Below are 19,062 nucleotides of genomic sequence, written 5' to 3'. Positions count from 1 at the left end.
AGGTCTCGCCGTCTGCGGCGACCTGTGGAAACTGCGGTGCGGCGTGGGCCTAGGCAGGGGTGACGGGCTTACCGCCGAAAGCTTCGGGGGTGCGCCGACCCGCAGGAGATCGCATGCTTCGCGGCTGTGCTAGGTCTAGAGCGTAATCAACTCTTCCGACCTGCGGCAACAGGGTCCCGCTCCGCGTGTCCAAGTCTACCCCGAGCGACCTGTGCGCCGCCTACGTCTGACTGCAACCGCAGAACCTGCCAACCTGTTCCCGCCTGGAAACTCTCCGGCGGCTCGGCCAGCGCCAGCACCGTCGGCCCGGCCCCACTGACCACAGCCGCCACACCGGCCGCACGCAGCGCATCGACCAGGGCGGCGGTGCCGGGCATGGCGGGCGCGCGGTATTCCTGGTGCAGGCGGTCGGCGGTGGCCGGCAGCAGCAGCGCGGGATCCGTGGTCAGCGCGTGCACCAGCAGGGCCGCCCGGCCGGCGTTGAACGACGCGTCGCCGTGCGGCACGGTCGCCGGCAGCGTCGCCCGCGCGGTGGCGGTCAGGCCCCGCTCCTCGGGTACGAACACGGTGGGGCGGACGCCCTCGGCGACCGGCAGCGACACCGCCCGGGCGCCGAACGGCTCCGTCCAGGCCAGGGTGAACCCGCCGAGCAGGCAGGGGGCGACGTTGTCGGGGTGGCCCTCGATCTCGGCCGCCAGCCGCAGCGCGCCGGCGTCGTCGAGCCGCTTCTCGCCGTCGGCCACCAGGGCCCGGGCCAGCAGCACCCCGGCCACGATCGCCGCCGAGGAGGACCCGAGCCCGCGGGCCTGCGGGATGCGGTTGACGCACTCGACCGCCAGCCCGGGCGGCTGCGCGCCGAGGGCGTCGAAGGCCACCCGCATGGCCCGCACCACCAGGTGCCGGTCGTCGGCCGGCAGCTCACCAGCGCCCTGCCCGGTCACGGTCACCACCACGCCGCCCGAGGTGACCTCGGCCGCCACGTCGTCGTAAAGCGTCAGGGCCAGCCCGAGCGCGTCGAAGCCCGGCCCCAGGTTGGCGCTGGTGGCGGGAACCCGGACCCGGACCGGCCCGGGCGCGAAAGTCGTCGGCACGCGCTCATGCTATGGCCCGGTACCGACACCACGGATCGCCGTCCGCACCCTGGGACCCGCGACGGCTCACCGGCGGGCCTGCGGCCGGCGGTCACCGGACGGCGGTCGGGTCCGGCTCGGTGACCGGGTCGGAGAGCGAGAGCCGCCGGGTGGCGATCCGCCAGCCCACCGCGTAGACCAGCGTGACCAGGCCGCAGCCGGCCAGCACCACCCGCTCGTCCACGGTGTCCACCACGGCGGCCACCACCAGCTGGCTGACCGAGATGGCCAGCGTCGCCAGCATCATGTCGGTGGCGAAGACCCGCCCCCGCAACCGGTCCGGCACCTCGCCCTGGAGGGCGAAGTTCGACATCACCCAGTTGCTGCCGCCGGCGAAGTGGGCGACGAAGACCAGGGCCAGCACCAGCGGGAACCAGTCGACCAGCGAGATGCCGAGGTAGGAGAGCCCGTACAGCGACATCGACAGGGCCAGGCCCGGCAGCAGCCAGGACCGGTTGGTCAGCACCCGGCGCATCAGGATCGGCCCGACCAGCGCGCCGGCCCCGCGGACCGCGAAGAGCAGGCCGGTCCCCGCCGAGCCGGCGCCGTACACCCCGGCCAGCAGCGGGAACACGGTCAGCACGCCGTTGCCCAGGCCCACCGCCGACTTCACGGTGACCAGCGCCAGCACCCGGGGCCGGTGCCCGATGTAGCCCAGCGCCTCGCCGACCGCCGCCCAGGTCTGCGGCGTCGGCCGCCCGCTCTCCCGCAGCGCCTGCAACGGCCGGCGGATGAACGCGGCCAGGCCGGCCGCGAGCACCAGGCCGACCGCGGCCACCCAGAAGCAGACGTACGGGCCGACCTCGCCGCTGAGCACGCCACCGAGCGAGGCGCCGACGATCGTCATGGTGCCCCAGGCCGACCCGGCCACGGCGTTGCCGGCGGCCAGCTCGTCCGGTTCGAGGACGTTGGGCAGGGCGGCCTGGGCCGCCGGGGAGTAGAACGCCTTGGCCACCGCGACCACGCCGATGCCCAGCAGGGCCAGCCACGCGGTGCCGGCGCTGCGGACGCCGAGCAGCAACAGCACGCCGAGCAGCGCGGCGACGTTCGCCGCGATCATGATCTTCTGCCGGTCGAACCGGTCGGCGACGGTGCCGGTGTACGGCAGCAGCAGCGCCACGATCCCGGTGTCCACCGCGAGCACCAGGGCGCCCCACACTCCGCTGCCGGTCAGCTTCGGCAGGAGCACGAGCAGCGGCACCATGACGAACCAGTCGGCACCGAAGACCACCAGCTCGGCCAGGAAGAGGTTGCGGAAGTTCCGGTTGCGGGTGAGGACCGAGAGGGTGGACGCCACGGACCGGACCCTACCCGCCAGGCCAGCGCGGAACCGTCGGAGCGCGGACAGCGAACGCCCCCGACAGGAGGACCCGGCGGGGGCGTACGCGGTGCGGCCGGAGTTACTCGGTCGGCGGCAGCGGCGAGGTGCGGCTCTTCGGCAGCCGCAGCACCTCGAACTGGTCGGTGCCGTCCACCAGCGCGGCCGACGGGGCCGGGCGGGGGGCCTGCTCGCCGCGCTCCCGGTCACCGGCCTCGCCGGCCGGGACGGTGGTCGCCGGCTCCCGCGCCGCCGCGGACTCCCCGCCCTCGACCGGCTCGGCCGGGGTGGCCGCTGCGGAACCGTCGCGCCAGCGCCAGCGCCGCTGCCGGATCGACTCCTTGGTGTGCTCCACCATCGCGTAGAGCGTCGGCACCAGGATCAGGGTCAGCAGCGTGGAGCTGAGCAGACCACCGATCACCACGATGGCCAGCGGCTTGGAGATGAAGCCACCCTCGCCGGTGAGCCCGAACGCCATCGGCAGCAGCGCGAAGATGGTGGCCACCGCGGTCATCAGGATCGGCCGCAGCCGCCGCCGGCCGCCCTCGACCACTGCCTCGGCGACCCCGAGGCCCTGGGCCCGGTACTGGTTGACCAGGTCCAGCAGCACGATCGCGTTGGTCACCACGATGCCGACCAGCATGAGCACACCGATCAGCGCCGGCACGCCGAGCGGGGTGCCGGTGCCCAGCAGCAACGCGATCGCGCCGGTGGCGGCGAACGGAATGGAGATCAACAGGATCAGCGCCTGGGTGATGCTCCGGAACGTCGCCACCATGATCAGGAAGACGATCGCGATCGCCGCCAGCACCGCCAGCCCGAGGTCGGCGAAGGCCTCCTCCTGGTCGGCGCTGACGCCGCCGATGCGGAACGTCGCGCCCGGCACGTCGATGCCGTCCAGCCGGCGCTGCAGCTCCTGGCTGGTGGCGCCGAGGTTGGAGCCGGTGGCCGTACCGGTCACCGAGACGCTGCGCTCACCGTCGATCCGGGTCACCTGCTGGGGCCCGGCGGTGGTGGCGATGTCGGCGATGTCGTCCAGCTTGACCGGGCCGACCGGCAGCGCGCGCAACTGTTCCACGGTGGTCGGCGGCACGGCCGACAGCCGCAGCACCGCGTCCCGCTGCCCGCCGTCGAGCGTCACCTGGCCGAGCGGGGCGCCGCGGAAGGCCTGCGACACCAGCTGGCCGACAGCCGCCTCGGTGAGGCCGAACCGGCCGGCGGCGACCCGGTCGACGGTCACCTCCACCCGCTCCACCTCGGCGGCCAGGCTGCTGGCGACGTCCTCCACGCCGGCGACGCCGGCCAGCGCCGCCTCCGCCTCCTTGGCGGCCCGGTCCAGCGTCGCCGGGTCGCTGGCCTGGACGACCACCTCGATCTGGTTGGCGGCCGCGTCCTGCCCGCCACCGAAGCTGAACTCGCCCGCGCCCGCACCGAGGGTGTCGAACTCCTTGCGCAGGATGCCCCGCATCTCCTTGGCGTCGGTGTCGTCGCTGAGCGAGAGGGACCAGGTGGCGACGTTGTTGCCGCCGCCGCCCGCCCACGGGGTGTCGCCGGCCCCGGCGGTCAGCTGGTACGTCTCGACGCCCGCGGTCCGCTCCAGCACGGCCTCGACCTGGCGGGCCGCCGCGTCGGTGCCGGCCAGCCCGGTGCCGACCGGCAGCTCCTGGCGGATGCTCAGGGTGTCCTGGCCGGAGTCGTCCAGGAAGTTGGTTTCCAGCTGGCGGGACAGGCCGAACGTGCCGAACAGCACCAGCACGCCGAGCCCCAGGGTGATCCAGCGGGTGGCCCGCTTCCGGGTGGCGAACCCGATCACCGGCAGGTACGCCCGCTGCAACGGGCTGCGCAGCTCCTTCTCCTCCGCCGCCCGGCGGACCGCCTCGTCGTCCGGGGTGCCGCCCTTGGGCTTCAGGAACCAGTAGGCGAGCACCGGGATGACGGTCAGCGAGACCAGCAGCGAGGCGAGCAGGGCCACCGTGACGGTGATCGCGAACGGCGCGAAGAGCTGCCCGACGAACCCGCCCACCAGGGCGATCGGAGCGAACACGGCGACCGTGGTCAGGGTGGACGCGGTCACCGCGCCGGCCACCTCGCGGACGGCGGTACGGATCGCGTGGATCTTCTCCTCGCCGTACTCCAGGTGCCGTTTGATGTTCTCCAGCACCACGATCGAGTCGTCCACCACCCGACCGACGGCGATGGTCAGCGCGCCGAGGGTGAGCAGGTTGAGTGAGTAGTCGCCGACCCAGAGCGCGATCAGCGCGACCACCACGGACAGCGGGATGGACACCGCGGTGACCAGGGTGGACCGTACCGACAGCAAGAAGACCAGGATCACCACGACCGCCATCACCAGGCCGAGCAGGCCCTCGGTGGTCAAGCTCTCGATGGACTTCTCGACGAACGGCGCCTGGTCGAAGACGATGGTCAGCTCGGCGCCGGAAGCCTCGCGCAGCTGGGTGAGCCGGTCCCGGATCTCGTGGGAGATCTCCACCGCGTTGCCGTCCGGGCTCGCGGTGATCGCGATGCCCAGGCTGTCCTTGCCGTTGGTCCGGGTGATCGCGGTGGCCGGGGCGGTCTGCTCGGAGACGCTGGCCACGTCACCCAGCAGCACCGGTCCGGTCCTGCCCGCGGCCGGGGAGACCACGATGCCGCGCAGGTCGTCCAGCGTGCCGAGCGGGGTGCCGACCTGCACCGGCAGCGCCTCGGTGCCGTCGGTGACCGTGCCGACCGGGATCGTCACGCCGTTGGTCTTCAGCGCGGCGCCGATCGCGGTGGGCTGGAGCTTCGCCGCCGCCAGCTTCGCCGGGTCGGGGATGATCACCACGACCTGGTCCTGGGTGCCGGTGACGTCGACCGACCGGACCCCGTCGATCGCCTCCAGCTCCGCCACCACCGTGCCGCGCAGCCGCTCGGCGAGCACGCGCTGGTCGTCGCCGCCGGACGCGGCCAGCACCACCGCCGGCAGGTCGTCCGTGCTGCCCGCGATGACCTGCGGATCGACGTTCTCCGGCAGCTGCGTGTCGATCCGGCTCAACGCGGTCTGCATCTTGTTGACCACGTCGTCCAGGTCGGTGCCGAACTCGTAGAGCACCTGGACGGTCGCGAAGCCCTCGCGGGAGGTCGAGGTGACCTCCTCCAGCCCCGGGATGCCCTGGAGGCTGTTCTCGATGGGCTCGGTGACCTGGGATTCGACGATCTCCGGGCCGGCGCCGGGGTAGGCGGCCACCACGAACGCGGCCGGGAACTCCAGCGACGGCAGCAGCTGCTGCTTGAGCGACGGTACGGCGAACGCTCCGAACGCCGTGGCCACCACCGCGATGAGGGCGACCAGCCCTCGGTTGGCGAGGCTGAATCTGGCGAGCAGCGACATCGGCTCGGCTCCTGAAGGGGGATGGGTGGATACGGAGAGTGTGCCGGACCCGATCTCCCCCGCCCCGCGCGCCCCCGCCCCACGTCCCACTCACGGGACCGCTCCCACCACCCCTGCCAACCCCCGCCGTCCCCACCCCACCCACCGAGCTCGCCCCCCACCCACGTCCAGAACACCGAGGTGCCGCCGAAGGCGAGCCCCCATCCCGGGGATCCCCACTGGACCAGCCCTCCCGAGCCCGTTGATCGATGGGTTTGCGTCAGGACGCGGCGCGGATCTGACCCAAACCCCTTGATCACCGGCACCGTGGCGCGGGTGTCCGGGGGTGGGCCGGTGGAGGGGGCGGGTCAGGCGAGGTCGAGGGAGCGGGCGGCGGCGAGGGGGTCGTTGGCGATGGTGACCGGGGCCGGGGCGGTGGAGATCGCCCACTCCGGGTCCTTCAGGCCGTGCCCGGTGACCGTGCAGACCACTGTCGAGCCGGCCGGCACCCGGCCGGCAGCGGCCTGCTGGAGCAGACCGGCAACGCTGGCCGCGCTACCCAGTTCCACGAAGACGCCGACCTCCCGGGCCAGCAGCCGGTACGCGGCCAGGATCTCCCGGTCGGTGACCGCCTCGATCAGGCCGCCGGAGGCGTCCCGGGCGTCCAGCGCCCTGGTCCAGCTGGCCGGGTTGCCGATCCGGATGGCGGTGGCGATGGTGGACGGCTCCCGCACCACCTCGCCGGTCACGATCGGCGCCGCGCCGGCGGCCTGGAAGCCGTACATCTTCGGGGCGCGGGTGGCGTTGCCGTCCCGCAGGTCCTCCTCGTAGCCCATCCAGTAGGCCGAGATGTTGCCGGCGTTGCCGACCGGCAGGCAGTGGATGTCCGGCGCGTCGCCGAGCGCCTCGACGATCTCGAACGCCGCGGTCTTCTGGCCGTGCAGCCGGTCGATGTTGACCGAGTTGACCAGGGCGACCGGGTAGTCCTGGGCGAGCTTCGCGGCCAGCGACAGGCAGTCGTCGAAGTTGCCGTTGACCTGGAGCAGCTTCGCGCCGTGCACCAGCGCCTGGGCCAGCTTGCCCAGCGCGATCTTGCCCTGCGGCACCAGCACGGCGCAGGTCAGCCCGGCCCGGGCCGCGTACGCCGCCGCGGAGGCGCTGGTGTTGCCGGTGGAGGCGCAGATGATCGCCTTGTTGCCGGCCTCGACCGCCTTGGAGACGGCGAGCGTCATGCCCCGGTCCTTGAACGAGCCGGTCGGGTTGGCCCCCTCCACCTTCAGGTGGACGTCGCAGCCGAGCCGGGCGGAGAGCACCGGCGCGGGCAGCAGCGGGGTGTTCCCCTCGTGCAGGGTGACGACGGGAGTGGCGTCGGTGACCGGCAGTCGGTCCCGGAAGGCGTCGATCAGGCCCCGCCACATGTCGCACTCCTCGCCTCTACCGCCCCGCCCAGCCGGGGGCGCCTCCAGCCTGGACCAGCCTCGCCGGGCCGGCCGCCGCACACCCGCCATTAACCACCTGACGGGACGGGAGCGCCAGCCGACGTGCCGATCGGGCGGCCGACGCGGTCAGAATCCGCCCTCGACCCGCAGCACGCTGGTCACCGAGCGGACGATGTCCAGCCCGCGCAGCTCACCGACGGTCGCGGCGAGCGCGGCGTCCGGCGCCACGTGGGTGACGATGACCAGCTCCGCGTCGTCGTCCCGGCCGCCGCCGGAGGTGCCGGCGGCCGCCGAGCCCTGCCGCACGGTCGCGATCGAGACGTCGTGCCGGGCGAACACCCCGGCCACCGCGGCCAGCACGCCCGGACGGTCGGCCACGTCAAGGCTGATGTGGTAGCGGGTCAGCGCCTCCCCCATCGGCCGCACCGACAGGTCGGCGTACGCGCTCTCGCTGGCCGCGCGGACGCCGGCGAGCCGGTTGCGGGCCACCGCCACCACGTCGCCGAGCACCGCGCTGGCGGTCGGCGCGCCGCCGGCGCCGCGGCCGTAGAACATCAGCTGGCCGGCCGCCTCGGCCTCGACGAAGACCGCGTTGAACGCGTCACCCACGCTCGCCAGCGGGTGGGTCAGCGGGATCATCGCCGGGTGCACCCGGACGTTGACCGTCTCCCGGCCGGCGGCGTCCGCGCCCCGGGCCGCGATGCAGAGCAGTTTGATCGTGCAGCCCATCGCCTTGGCACTGGCCACGTCGGCGGCGGTCACCTCGGTGATGCCCTCCCGGTGCACGTCGGCCGCGCTCACCCGGGTGTGGAAGGCCAGCGAGGCCAGGATGGCCGCCTTGGCTGCGGCGTCGAAGCCCTCCACGTCGGCGGTCGGGTCGGCCTCGGCGTACCCCAGCTCGGTCGCCTCCTCCAGCGCCTCGGCGAAGCCGGCGCCGGTGGCGTCCATGGCGGAGAGGATGAAGTTGGTGGTGCCGTTGACGATGCCGGTGACCTGGGTGATCCGGTCGCCGTGCAGCGACTCGCGCAGCGGGCGCAGCAGCGGGATGGCCCCGGCCACGGATGCCTCGTAGTAGAGGTCGCCACCGCCCTCGGCGGCCGCGTCGTGCAGCGCCGCGCCGTCTTCGGCGAGCAGCGCCTTGTTCGCGGTCACCACGCTCTTGCCGGCGCGCAGCGCCTCCACCAGCCAGCCGCGGGCCGGCTCGATGCCGCCGACCACCTCGACCACCACGTCGACGTCGTCGCGCTTGACCAGGCCGAGCGCGTCGGTGGTGAACAGCGCCGGATCGACCGGCAGGTCACCGCGGTCGCGGTTGAGGCGGCGTACGGCGATGCCGGCGATCTCGATCGGGGCGCCGATCCGGGCGGCGAGGTCGGCCGACTGCTCGTGCAGCAGCCGGACCACCTCACCACCGACCGTGCCGCAGCCGAGCAGCGCCAAGCGCACAGGTGACGTCATCCAACATCCAATGCGAGCAGGTCCTCTTCGGTCTCCCGCCGGACGATCACACGCGCCTGACCGCCGCGCACCGCGACCACCGGGGGGCGGGGCACGTGGTTGTAGTTGCTGGCCATGCTCCGGCAGTAGGCACCGGTGCCGGGCACCGCGACAAGATCTCCGGGCTGCACGTCGGCGGGCAGGAATTCATCCTTCACCACGATGTCCCCGGACTCACAATGCTTTCCCACCACGCGGGCGAGCATCGGCTCGGCGGCCGACGCCCGGGACGCCAGGGTGGCGGAGTAGGACGCGTCGTAGAGCGCGGTACGGATGTTGTCGCTCATCCCGCCGTCGACGCTGACGTACGTCCGGATGCCGTCCACGTCCTTGACCGTGCCGACCTCGTAGAGGGTGAACACGGCCGGCCCGACGATGGCCCGGCCCGGCTCGATGGAGAGCCGCGGCACGGCCAGCCGCTCGGCCGCGCACTCCCCGTCGACGATCTTGCGCAGCCGCTTGGCCAGGTCGTGCGGCGCGGCCGGGTCGTCCTGCGTGGTGTACGCGATGCCGAAGCCGCCGCCGAGGTCGAGCTCGGGCAGTTCCACCCCGCGCGCGTCGCGGATCTGCGCCTGCAGGGCGAGCACCCGGCGGGCGGAGACCTCGAAGCCGCTCGCGTCGAAGATCTGCGACCCGATGTGCGAGTGCAGGCCGCGCAGCTCCAGCACGTCCTCGTCGAGGATCTTGAAGGCGGCCGCCGCGGCGGCCCCGCCGGCCAGCGAGAAGCCGAACTTCTGGTCCTCGTGCGCGGTGGCGATGAACTCGTGGGTGTGCGCCTCCACGCCGACGGTGACCCGGATCAGCACCTTCGGCCGGACGCCGCGCTCGCGGGCCAGCGCGCCGAGCCGGTCGATCTCGGTGAACGAGTCGACGATGATCCGCCCCACCCCGGCGTCCACCGCCCGGGTCAGCTCCGCGACCGACTTGTTGTTGCCGTGGAAGCCGATCCGCTCCGGTGGCATTCCGGCAGCCAGCGCGGTGGCCAGCTCGCCGCCGCTGCACACGTCGAGGTGCAGGCCCTCCTCGTCGATCATCCGCACCACCGCACGGCAGAGGAACGCCTTGCCGGCGTAGTAGACGTCGACGTCCGGGAAGGCGGCCCGGAAGTCGCGGCAGCGCGAGCGCAGGTCGTCCTCGTCCAGCACGTACGCCGGGGTGCCGAACTCGGCGGCGAGGTCGCGCACGGCCAGGCCGGCGACGGTGAGCGCGCCGTCCGCGCCGCGCGCCACGTTGCGCGGCCACAGCTGCGGCACCAGGGCGTTGACGTCGGCCGGCGTACGCAGCCAGGCCGGACCGCGGCTGCCGATGTCGCCGTGCAGCGCACCGGCCTCGTGAGCCCGCATGTCACATCCTCTCGGGCGCGGAGACGCCGAGCAGGTGGAGCCCGTTGGCGATCACCGTGCGGGTCGCGTCGTTGAGCCAGAGCCGGGCCCGGTGCAGGTCGGTGACCTCCTCGTCACCGCGCGGCAGGATCCGGCAGTTGTCGTAGAACCGGTGGTAGGCCCCGGCGAGGTCCTCCAGGTAGCGGGCCACCCGGTGCGGCTCGCGCAGCTCGGCCGCGGTGGAGACCACGGCGGGGAACTCGGCGAGCGCCTTGAGCAGCTCGTTCTCCTTCTCGTGGTCGAGCAGCTCGGGGCGGAACGCGGCGGCGTCGCCCCGGGTGAGCCCGACCTCGGCAGCGTTGCGCCCCACGCTGGCCGTCCGGGCGGCCACGTACTGCACGTAGTAGACCGGGTTGTCGCGGGTGGCCCGGGTCCACAGCTCGACGTCGATGTCGATCGGCGAGTCGCTGGAGTAGCGGGCCAGCGCGTAGCGGGCGGCGTCCACCCCGATCGCGTCGACCAGGTCCTCCAGGGTGACCACGGTGCCGGCCCGCTTGCTCATCCGCATCGGTGCGCCGTCGCGGACCAGGTTGACCAGTTGGCCGATGAGGATCTCCAGGTTGCGCTCCGGGTCGTCGCCGAAGCAGGCGGCCATCGCCTTCATCCGGCCGATGTAGCCGTGGTGGTCGGCGCCGAGCATGATGACCACCCGCTCGAAGCCGCGCTCGCGCTTGTCGAGGTAGTAGGCGCAGTCGGCGGCGAAGTAGGTCCACTCGCCGTTGGACTTGCGCAGCACCCGGTCCTTGTCGTCGCCGAACTCGGTGGTGCGCAGCCAGATGGCGCCCTCCGTCTCGAAGACGTGCCCCTGCTCCCGCAGCCGGCTCAGCGCCAGGTCGAGCTCGCCCCGGTCGTGCAGGTCCTTCTCGTTGAAGTAGGTGTCGAACTCGACCCCGAAGTCGCGCAGCGACGAGCGGATCTCGTCGAACATCAGCGCCACGCCCTCGACCCGGAAGACCTCCTGGGCCGCCGCGTCGTCCAGCGTGAGCACGTCCGGCCGGCGGGCCTGGACCGCCGCGACGATCTCCCCGATGTACGCCCCGGCGTAGCCGTCCTCCGGGGTCGGTTCGCCCCGAGCGGCGGCGAGCAGCGAGCGGGCGAACCGGTCGATCTGCGAGCCGGCGTCGTTGAAGTAGTACTCGGTGCCCACCCGGGCGCCGGTGGCCCGCAGCAGCCGGCCCAGCGCGTCGCCGACGGCGGCCCAGCGGACCCCGCCGATGTGCACCGGGCCGGTCGGGTTGGCCGAGACGAACTCCAGGTTGATCCGCTGCCCGGCGAGCCGGTCGCTGCGGCCGTACTCGGCACCGGCCTCGACGATCGACCGGGCGAGCTGGCCGGCGGCGGCGGCGTCCAGCCGGATGTTGAGGAAGCCCGGGCCGGCGATCTCCACCGACTTGACCCCGGCGGCCCGGCCGAGCTGCTCGGCGAGGGCGCCGGCGAGCTCCCGCGGCGGGACGCCCACCTTCTTGCTGAGCTGCAGCGCCAGCGTCGAGGCGTAGTCGCCGTGCTCGGGGTTGCGGGGTCGCTCCACCGCCGTCCGCTCCGGCAGGGCGGAGCGATCCAGGCCCCGCTCGGTGAAGACGGCGTGGGCTGCGGAGAGGACGACCTCGGCGAGTTCTGCGGGAGTCACCGAACCATGTTATCGGGGGTAGACTCGGTCCCCGCGGCGGCGACCCAGCATGTGAACTCCGACCGCCGGCTCCCCTGACCGACCGACCTGACGAGGCACGATGAGCATCAGCACCCCGGGCGGCGAGCAGCGCCGTCCGACCGTGGTCAGCACCGGCAAGAAGCCGGGGGCCCGGCCGGCCGCTGCCGGCAAGCCGGCCGGCGGCAAGGCCGGGTCCGGCAAGTCGACCGGTCCCCGTCCGGGCGCCGGTGGCAAGGGCCGCAAGCCGGTCACCCCGGTCAAGGTCAGCCAGGGCCGGTCCTGGGGTCCGATCGCGCTCTTCGTCGCCGTGGGCGTGCTCGCCGCGTCGATCATCGGCTACGGCGCCTGGGCGGCGTTCCAGGGCTCGAAGCCGTGGGAGGACCGGGCGGCCGACATCTCCGGCATCGTGAACTACCGCGAACTGGACAAGGAACTCGTCAAGGGCAGCAACCACCAGGCCGGCCCGATCAAGTACGAGATCAACCCGCCGGTCGCCGGCCCGCACAACGCCTCCTGGCAGAACTGCATGGGTGACGTCTACGACGCCCCGATCGCCAGCGAGCACGCCGTGCACAGCCTGGAGCACGGCGCGGTGTGGATCACCTACCGTCCGGACCTGCCCGCCGACCAGGTGGCCAAGCTGCGCGGCAAGGTCGAGGGCGTGGAGAAGACCATGCTCAGCCCGTACGAGGGGCTGGACAAGCCGATCTCGCTGCAGGCCTGGGGCTACCAGCTCAAGGTCGACAACGCCGACGACAGCCGGATCGACGACTTCATCAAGACGCTGCGGGTGAACGCCTCGATCGAGGGGCCGACCGCGCTGTGCAACCAGGGCATCACCGCGACCGGCACCACGCCGCGCGACGGTGCCACCATGCCGCAGGGCTGAGGGGACGATGAGCGCACCGACCACGACCGAGACCCCGAGCCTCGGCGACCCGACCCCCCCGGAGCGCCCGGACACCGGGCGCCGGTGGGGCGTGGCCGCGCTGGCTCTCGCCGTCGTGGTCGGGCTGCTCCTCGGGTACGCCGGCGGTCTGCTGACCCCCCGGCTGACCCGCCCCGGTAACGCCTCGGCGGAGGCCGGCTTCGCCCGGGACATGACCACCCATCACGCCCAGGCGGTGGAGATGGGCCTGATCGCGTTCCAGCGGGCCACCGACCCGGAGGTGCGCAGCATCGGCGGCGACATCGCGCTCGGCCAGCAGGGCGAGATGGGCGCGATGCAGTCCTGGCTGCGCTCCTGGGGGCTGGACCCGACCGGCTCTCAGCCGCCGATGTCCTGGATGCCGGACGGCGCGATGACGGTCAAGAACGGGCTGATGCCGGGGATGGCGACGCCGGAGGAGATGGCGGCGCTGCGCGCGGCCCAGGGGCGCGATCTGGACGTCCGGTTCCTGACCATGATGATCAAGCACCACCTGGGCGGGATCCACATGATCGACGCCGTGCTCGACGCCACCGACGAGCCGGACGTCGTCCGCACCGCCCAGACCATGAAGAACACCCAGCAGACCGACCTCACCAACCTCCAGAACGCCCTCAAGCGCCTCAACGGCTGATCCGTCCCAGCCCCGCTCCTCCTCGTCGATCAAGAGGTTTGCGTCATCCCCGGCCCCGCCGGACGACGCAAACCTCTTGATCATTCTGGGCACGGGCCGCTGGGTGATTCGCGGGGGTTTCGGGTTGTTTGTGGCCTGTGGGCGATTGCGTGGCTAAGGGAGTTTTCTCCGCACATATCGTGACCAGTTGCGATTCGGGCTCGTTGCGCAGGACGTGGGGGTTGCACTCAGAGACGCGCGGCGTTCGGTCACCAGCTGGTGCCGGCGCCACACCATCGGCGGTGACGGGGCGGTGGCAGCCGCCCGTCGCGGACAGCGGCCGGGCGAGCCGGGAACGCTCAGCCGCGAACAGGAACTCGAACTGATCGACCTGCTGCGGGGCGTCCACCCCGACGAGTTCGGCCTGGACGAGGAGCTGTGGACGCGGCAGAGCCTCCAGACGCTCATCCAGCGCCGGTTCGACCTGTCGTTGGACGCCGGCGCGGTCGGGGCGTACCTGCGGGCCTGGGGGTTGGGTCCGCGGGAGCCCCGGGAACGGGCCTGCGGGCTCTGCGTGGGCGCGGTCGAGCGCTGGGTGCGCAGCGAGTACCCGGCGATCACCCGAGCGGCCCAGGAACACCTCGCCGAGGTCTACTGGATCGGCCGGGTGCGGTTGCGCGGCACCATGCCGGCGGCCGACGTGATCTCCGCCGTCTCGTCCCGCGGCCGGGTGCGGTTCATGATTACTACGCCGTCGGTCGACCCACCGCTCCCCCGCGAGTTCGTGCTCCGGCTCAGCGGCGAGGAGCAGCGGACGGTGCACCTCATCGTGGACGGCTCGTGGCCTCGCAACGAGTGGCCCCGCCGGCTGCCCCGCCGGATCGTGCTGCACCCGCTACCCAGCTGCGGTCGCGCCGTCGCGGCCTGACCGCCGCGGACGCTCCCGTCCACCTCCCGCCGAGGCGGACGGGAGCTTCCGCGGCTCGCTGGTCGGCCGGTCACCGTCGGTGCGACCTCGCCGACGTCGGGTGCTGCGGGCCGGCCGGGCGGCCGACGCGCCCACGGGGACGCCTTCGCCCGTGGCTGCCGGGCACCCGCACCGGGCCTGAACCCGCTGGAGCCCCGCCCGGGCCGCGCGACGCGCGGCCCGGATACCGATTCGTCGTTCGCGGAGGACATTTGCTAGTCTTCTCCAGTCGCTGAGCCCCCGTAGCTCAGGGGATAGAGCACCGCCCTCCGGAGGCGGGGGCGCAGGTTCGAATCCTGCCGGGGGCACCATTCACGACCAGCACGAAGAGGCCCCTGACCAGAGAAACCCGGTCAGGGGCCTTCATCATGTGTCGGGCTGCGTCCGGCCGTCAGTGGCCGATGGCGGGCGTCCGTGCCGAACACGTGCCGAAGCGCGGGGCATCTCAGCCAAGATCCCCACCGGATTTACGCTGGTGGGGATCTCTGCAGCCCGGCGAAAGGCTAGGTGGCCAGGGGCGGGGTCGAACCGCCGACCTTCCGCATTTCAGACACGCGCGGCCCACGCCCAACTGGCGAACCGAGTGTTGGAGTACTAGGCAATTGCCGTCTGGGTGCGGCACGAATGGTTCATCGGCCAAGACGAACACCTGCACCGGTCACCGGCCGGTTGCGCCGGCCTCCGCTGGTGCTGAGCATCCGGGCCGAGATGCCGATCCGCTTCGCCAGCCCGTACGTCGCGATCGGGCTGCTGCTGACGGTCTCCTTGTACAGCACGGCCGCCCGGCCGGTGAGCAGCCACCGCCGCGGAGTGTCGTCGGGATAGGTGAACTGGATCACCGCGTCCCGACGCCCGAGGCTGACCGGCTGGTGCAGGTAGCCGAACCGGAACGGCCGGAGCGCCTTGCCGCGCACCTGGCGGGCGATGTTGCCGGCGACGTGGGCGGCGGTCGGCAGGCCGCTCTGGCAGGTGCCGTGGATGACGCCGTACGCCTGCCGGACCGCGGCGGCATCGCCGACGGCGTAGATCTCCGGGTGCGACACGGAGCACAGGGTGGCGTCGGTGACGATCCGACCGGTGTCGTCGGTGGCGATCCCGGCCTGCGTGGCCAGCGGTGCCACCCGCACCCCGGTGGTCCACAGCGTGCCGTCAGCCGGCACGACCTCACCCCCGGCCAGTTCCACGCCCTCCGGCAGCACCCTGGCGATCTCGACACCGGCCCGGACGATCACGCCCAACCGGTCGAGCGACGCCCGCAGATAGCCACGGGCCCGCACGCCCATCATCGCGCCCGGCTCACCCCGGGTCAGCAGCGTCACCGTGACGTCCGGGTAGGACTCGGCGATCTCGGTCGCCGCCTCGATCCCGGTCAGCCCGCCCCCGCAGACCAGGAAGGTGCTCCGGCCCGCGGCCGCGAGGTGTGCGGCCATCCGTCGCGCGTCCGCCGGGCTGTTGAGGGTGAAGGCGTGCTCGGCGCCCGGAACGCGGGCGGTGTCGGTGGTGCTGCCGATCGCGTAGACGAGGGTGTCGTAGTCCAGCGCGACCTCACCGTCCGAGCCGGACACCCGGAGCGTGCGCGCGGCGGTGTCGATGCCGGTCGCCCAGCCCTGGACGAAGGTGATCCCGGTGCCGGCCAACAGCTCCGGGATGCGGTACTCGGCGAGCGGCTGCCCGGTCGCCAACTGGTGCATCCGCAGCCGTTCGGTGAACCGCTCCCAGGGGTTGACCAGGGTCACGGTCACCCGACCCCGGGCCCGGCGTGCCACGCCGAGCGCCGCCAGCATGCCGGTGTACCCGGCGCCGATAACCACGATTCGCGTCTGCCGTGTGTTTGTCATGCCCCACGGACGAGGCCACGCGCCAGCGCGTGAGGTGGCGTGACCCGCGTCACATTCCGCCGATGGCGGCGAGCTTCTCCGGGTTGCTGACCAGGTGGATCTCCCGGGCGCGCCCGTCCACCAGGTGCAGCACGATGACCGCCACCGGGGTCTCGGCGGCGTAGATGATCGCGCCGGGACCGCCGTTGACCTCCGCGATCACCACGCGTGGCGACTCCGGCATGCGTCCGGCGAACGTGACCAGCGCCCGCGCCACCAGCTCGATGCCGTCGATCGCCTTGCGCGGCGCGGGGGCCAGGCCGCCACCGTCGCAGACCAACCGGACGTCGGGCGCGAGGACCGCCATCAGGGTGGTCAGGTCGCCGCCGGTGCTGGCCGCCAGGAACGACTCGGTGACCTTGCGCCTGGTCGCCCGATCGGTGTCATAGCGCCGGCGGCGGCTGCTCACGTGCTGGCGCGCGCGGACCGCCGTCTGGCGTACCGACTCCGGGCTCCGGTCGACGATGCCGGCGATCTCGTAGTGCGAGTAGCCGAACGCCTCGTGCAGCACGAAGACCGCCCGCTCCAGCGGGGACAACGACTCCAGGACGAGCAGCATGGCCAGCGACACCGACTCGGACCGCGCCACGTCGTCGGCGACGTCGGGCGCGGTGAGCACCGGCTCGGGCAGCCACGGCCCGACGTACGACTCGCGCCGGGCGACCGCGCTGCGCAGCCGGTCGATGGCCAGCCGGGTGGTCACCCGGACCAGGTAGCCCTCCGGGTCCTCGACCTGTTCGAGGTCGACACCGCTCCAGCGGAGCCAGGCGTCCTGCACCACGTCCTCAACATCGCTGGCCCGGCCGAGCACCCGATAGGCGACGGCCACCAGGAGCGGACGGTGCTCGGCGAACACCGTGTCGTGCGGCATCGGCCCAGGATACGAAGAGTCCGCGCCAGCCGTCGCCCGCCGACCGGCGGTTGGCCGCACCGCGCGCCGGGCACGGGTCGGTGTCGCTCAGCCGGCGGCGCGGCGGGCGCGGGCCCGGCGCTTGCCCTCGTGCATGGCCTGCACCCGGGCGACCGGGATGGTGTGGCCCTCGGCGACCAGGTCTTCGGGGAGCGGCTGCGGTGCGGGCATCTGCTCGGCCCACGGGTCGCGGTCGGCGACCAGACCGGGCACGGTGCGGATGGTGAAGTCGGCCGGCGTGACGTCGCCGAGGTCGGTCCAGCCGACCGGGTACGACACCGGCACCCCCGGCCGCAGCCGCGGGCTGTACGCGGCCACGACGGTCGCCCCGCCGGCGCGGGTGGAGTCCACGAAGACCTTGCCGCCCCGGTCCTCCCGGATGAAGGCGGTGGTGGCCAGCGCCGGGTCGAGCCGTTCGGCGCGGGCCGCGACGGCCCGGGTGGCGGCGGCCATGTCCACGGCGGTGGCGCCGCCGGCCGCCACCGGCACGAAGACGTGCACCCCCTTGGCCCCGCTGGTCTTGACCGCCCCGGCCAGTCCGCAGTCGGCGAGCGCCTGCCGGACCAGCCGGGCGGCGGCCACCGCCAGGGCGAACGAGTCCCCCTCCGGCGGGTCGAGGTCGAGCACCAGGTGGGTGGGCCGGTGCAGGTCGTCCACGGTGGCCAGGGTGGGGTGGTACTCGATCGCCCGCTGGTTGGCGAACCAGAGCAGGGTACGGCGGTCGTCGCAGAGCGCGTACGACACCTCGCGATGCGACGCCTCGGCCCACACCGAGGTGCGGCGCACCCACTCCGGGGTGTACTTCGGCAGGTTTTTCTGCATGAACGGCGCCTGCCCGCGCAGCGCCCGGATCACCGACAGCGGTCGGTCCCGCAGCTGCGGCAGCAGCCGGTCGTGGACCGCGTCGAGGTAGTCGACCAGATCCCGCTTGGTCGCGTCGGCCCCGTCGAACAGCGCCTGGTCCAGGTTGGTCAGCGCCACCCCGGCCCGGTTCTCGTCAGCCCCGCCCATCCGATCACCTTCCCGGCCCGCGGGCCGGGGGTCAACCGGACACGACCGATCGCCGGCGGTCAACCGCACAGGACCGGCGGCCGGCGGTCAACCGGACACCACCGAAGCCGGCGGTCGACTGGACTCGACCGGCGGCCGGCGGCCGGCGGCCGGCGGTCCACCGGGCGCGGCGGCGGTCGGGGGAAGGCCGCCCCGGCGGGTCAGGGCGCCGTCGGCGGGTCGCCGGCCGCCACGGCGTCGAGCAGCCGGGCGGTGTACGCGCGGGTGGCGGCGTACAGGCCGGATCCGTGGCTGATCCGGGCCACCCCGAGCGCGGCCAGGCCGGCCCGGCCGAGGGCGCCCGGACGGGCCAGCACGTTCACCGGGCCGGTCACCGCCTCGACGAAACTCCGGAGCTCGCCCGGGTCGGCCAGCATGATCGGGTAGACGCAGTCCGCGCCGGCGGCGAGGTAGCGCCGGCCCCGGCGGACCGCCTCGGCCAACCGTTCGGTCGGGTCCCCGGCGGGCCGCAGGAAGACGTCCACCCGGGCGTTGAGCACCACCGGCACCCCGGCCGCGTCCGCCGCCGCCCGCACCTGCGCCAACAGGTCGGCCTGCGCGCCGGCGTCGACCAGCGCCCCGGTGCCCGGGTCGGAGTCCTCCAGGTTGAGCCCCACCGCGCCGGCGGCGAGCAGCCGCTCGACCAGTTCGGCCGGGCGCAGCCCGTACCCCCGCTCCAGGTCGGCGGTGACCGGGACGGCGACCGCCCGGGCGATCCGGGCGACCGCGGCGAACATCTCGCCGACCGGGGTGGTCTCGCCGTCGGTGTGGCCGAGCGACTCGGCGACGGCGGCGCTGCTGGTCGCCACGGCCGGGAAGCCGGCGGCGACGACGGCCCGGGCCGAACCGGCGTCCCAGGCGTTGGGCAGGATCAGCGGGTCACCGGGTCGGTGCAGCGCGCGCAGCGCTGCCGCCCGACCCGTCGGGGTGGCGGTCATGCGCCGATTCTCGACC

The 19,062-nt window shown here is 73.3% G+C and carries 14 protein-coding genes and 1 tRNA gene; 4 read left to right on the top strand and 11 right to left on the bottom strand.

What is annotated here, in order from left to right; genetic code table 11:
* Window positions 1-146: 146 nt before the first annotated feature.
* The 7 genes from thrB to argS form a co-directional block, all read right to left on the bottom strand.
* The gene (gene thrB / locus GA0070609_RS01855) at window positions 147-1,091 is read right to left on the bottom strand and encodes a homoserine kinase (RefSeq protein ID WP_088992183.1); all 945 of its coding nucleotides are present in this window, start codon (window positions 1,089-1,091) and stop codon (window positions 147-149) included.
* 91 nt (window positions 1,092-1,182) lie between these two features.
* The gene (locus GA0070609_RS01850; protein ID WP_088992182.1) at window positions 1,183-2,427 is read right to left on the bottom strand and encodes an MFS transporter; all 1,245 of its coding nucleotides are present in this window, start codon (window positions 2,425-2,427) and stop codon (window positions 1,183-1,185) included.
* 103 nt (window positions 2,428-2,530) lie between these two features.
* On the bottom strand, window positions 2,531-5,818 hold the full coding sequence (locus GA0070609_RS01845; protein ID WP_088992181.1) for an efflux RND transporter permease subunit: 3,288 nt from the start codon (window positions 5,816-5,818) through the stop codon (window positions 2,531-2,533).
* Between the two features lie 347 nt (window positions 5,819-6,165).
* Window positions 6,166-7,215: a threonine synthase gene (gene thrC / locus GA0070609_RS01840; RefSeq protein WP_088992180.1), complete on the bottom strand. Its 1,050-nt coding sequence runs from the start codon at window positions 7,213-7,215 to the stop codon at window positions 6,166-6,168.
* 147 nt (window positions 7,216-7,362) lie between these two features.
* Window positions 7,363-8,682, bottom strand: coding sequence for a homoserine dehydrogenase (locus GA0070609_RS01835; RefSeq protein WP_172899462.1), 1,320 nt, complete (start codon window positions 8,680-8,682; stop codon window positions 7,363-7,365).
* An 8-nt stretch (window positions 8,683-8,690) separates the two neighbouring features.
* Window positions 8,691-10,076 carry a diaminopimelate decarboxylase gene (gene lysA, locus GA0070609_RS01830; protein WP_088992178.1) on the bottom strand — a complete coding sequence of 462 codons (1,386 nt, stop codon included), beginning with the start codon at window positions 10,074-10,076 and terminating at the stop codon, window positions 8,691-8,693.
* 1 nt (window position 10,077) lies between these two features.
* Complete coding sequence (argS, locus tag GA0070609_RS01825; RefSeq protein ID WP_088992177.1) at window positions 10,078-11,742, bottom strand: arginine--tRNA ligase; 1,665 nt, start codon at window positions 11,740-11,742, stop codon at window positions 10,078-10,080.
* A gap of 100 nt (window positions 11,743-11,842) precedes the next feature.
* Between argS and GA0070609_RS01820 the strand changes: the two genes are divergently transcribed.
* The 4 genes from GA0070609_RS01820 (at window position 11,843) to GA0070609_RS01805 (ending at window position 14,582) form a co-directional block, all read left to right on the top strand.
* Window positions 11,843-12,652, top strand: coding sequence for a DUF3105 domain-containing protein (locus GA0070609_RS01820; RefSeq protein ID WP_088992176.1), 810 nt, complete (start codon window positions 11,843-11,845; stop codon window positions 12,650-12,652).
* 7 nt (window positions 12,653-12,659) lie between these two features.
* The gene (locus GA0070609_RS01815; RefSeq protein WP_088992175.1) at window positions 12,660-13,325 is read left to right on the top strand and encodes a DUF305 domain-containing protein; all 666 of its coding nucleotides are present in this window, start codon (window positions 12,660-12,662) and stop codon (window positions 13,323-13,325) included.
* A 214-nt stretch (window positions 13,326-13,539) separates the two neighbouring features.
* Entirely contained in the window at window positions 13,540-14,232 is a 693-nt protein-coding gene (locus GA0070609_RS01810) for a winged helix-turn-helix domain-containing protein (protein WP_088992174.1), read from the top strand.
* Between the two features lie 275 nt (window positions 14,233-14,507).
* Window positions 14,508-14,582 (top strand) — tRNA-Arg (locus tag GA0070609_RS01805).
* A gap of 318 nt (window positions 14,583-14,900) precedes the next feature.
* On the opposite strand, the gene GA0070609_RS01800 is transcribed toward GA0070609_RS01805, so the two are convergent.
* The 4 genes from GA0070609_RS01800 to GA0070609_RS01785 all read right to left on the bottom strand — a co-directional run bounded on the left by GA0070609_RS01800 (window position 14,901) and on the right by GA0070609_RS01785 (window position 19,046).
* On the bottom strand, window positions 14,901-16,082 hold the full coding sequence (locus tag GA0070609_RS01800; protein WP_231928498.1) for an NAD(P)/FAD-dependent oxidoreductase: 1,182 nt from the start codon (window positions 16,080-16,082) through the stop codon (window positions 14,901-14,903).
* Window positions 16,083-16,158: 76 nt separating this feature from the next.
* A complete protein-coding gene (sigJ, locus tag GA0070609_RS01795; RefSeq protein WP_088992172.1) occupies window positions 16,159-17,019 on the bottom strand; it encodes an RNA polymerase sigma factor SigJ in 861 nt (286 codons plus the stop codon).
* A gap of 87 nt (window positions 17,020-17,106) precedes the next feature.
* The gene (gene ligD, locus GA0070609_RS01790) at window positions 17,107-18,069 is read right to left on the bottom strand and encodes a non-homologous end-joining DNA ligase (protein WP_088992171.1); all 963 of its coding nucleotides are present in this window, start codon (window positions 18,067-18,069) and stop codon (window positions 17,107-17,109) included.
* A 200-nt stretch (window positions 18,070-18,269) separates the two neighbouring features.
* Window positions 18,270-19,046 carry an isocitrate lyase/PEP mutase family protein gene (locus GA0070609_RS01785; RefSeq protein WP_088992170.1) on the bottom strand — a complete coding sequence of 259 codons (777 nt, stop codon included), beginning with the start codon at window positions 19,044-19,046 and terminating at the stop codon, window positions 18,270-18,272.
* Between the last annotated feature and the right edge of the window lie 16 nt (window positions 19,047-19,062).

Source organism: Micromonospora echinaurantiaca, from assembly GCF_900090235.1.
In the GTDB taxonomy this organism is placed as follows: domain Bacteria; phylum Actinomycetota; class Actinomycetes; order Mycobacteriales; family Micromonosporaceae; genus Micromonospora; species Micromonospora echinaurantiaca.
Note: the sequence above shows the minus strand (reverse complement) of the source record. Positions and strands in the feature narration are given on the sequence as shown.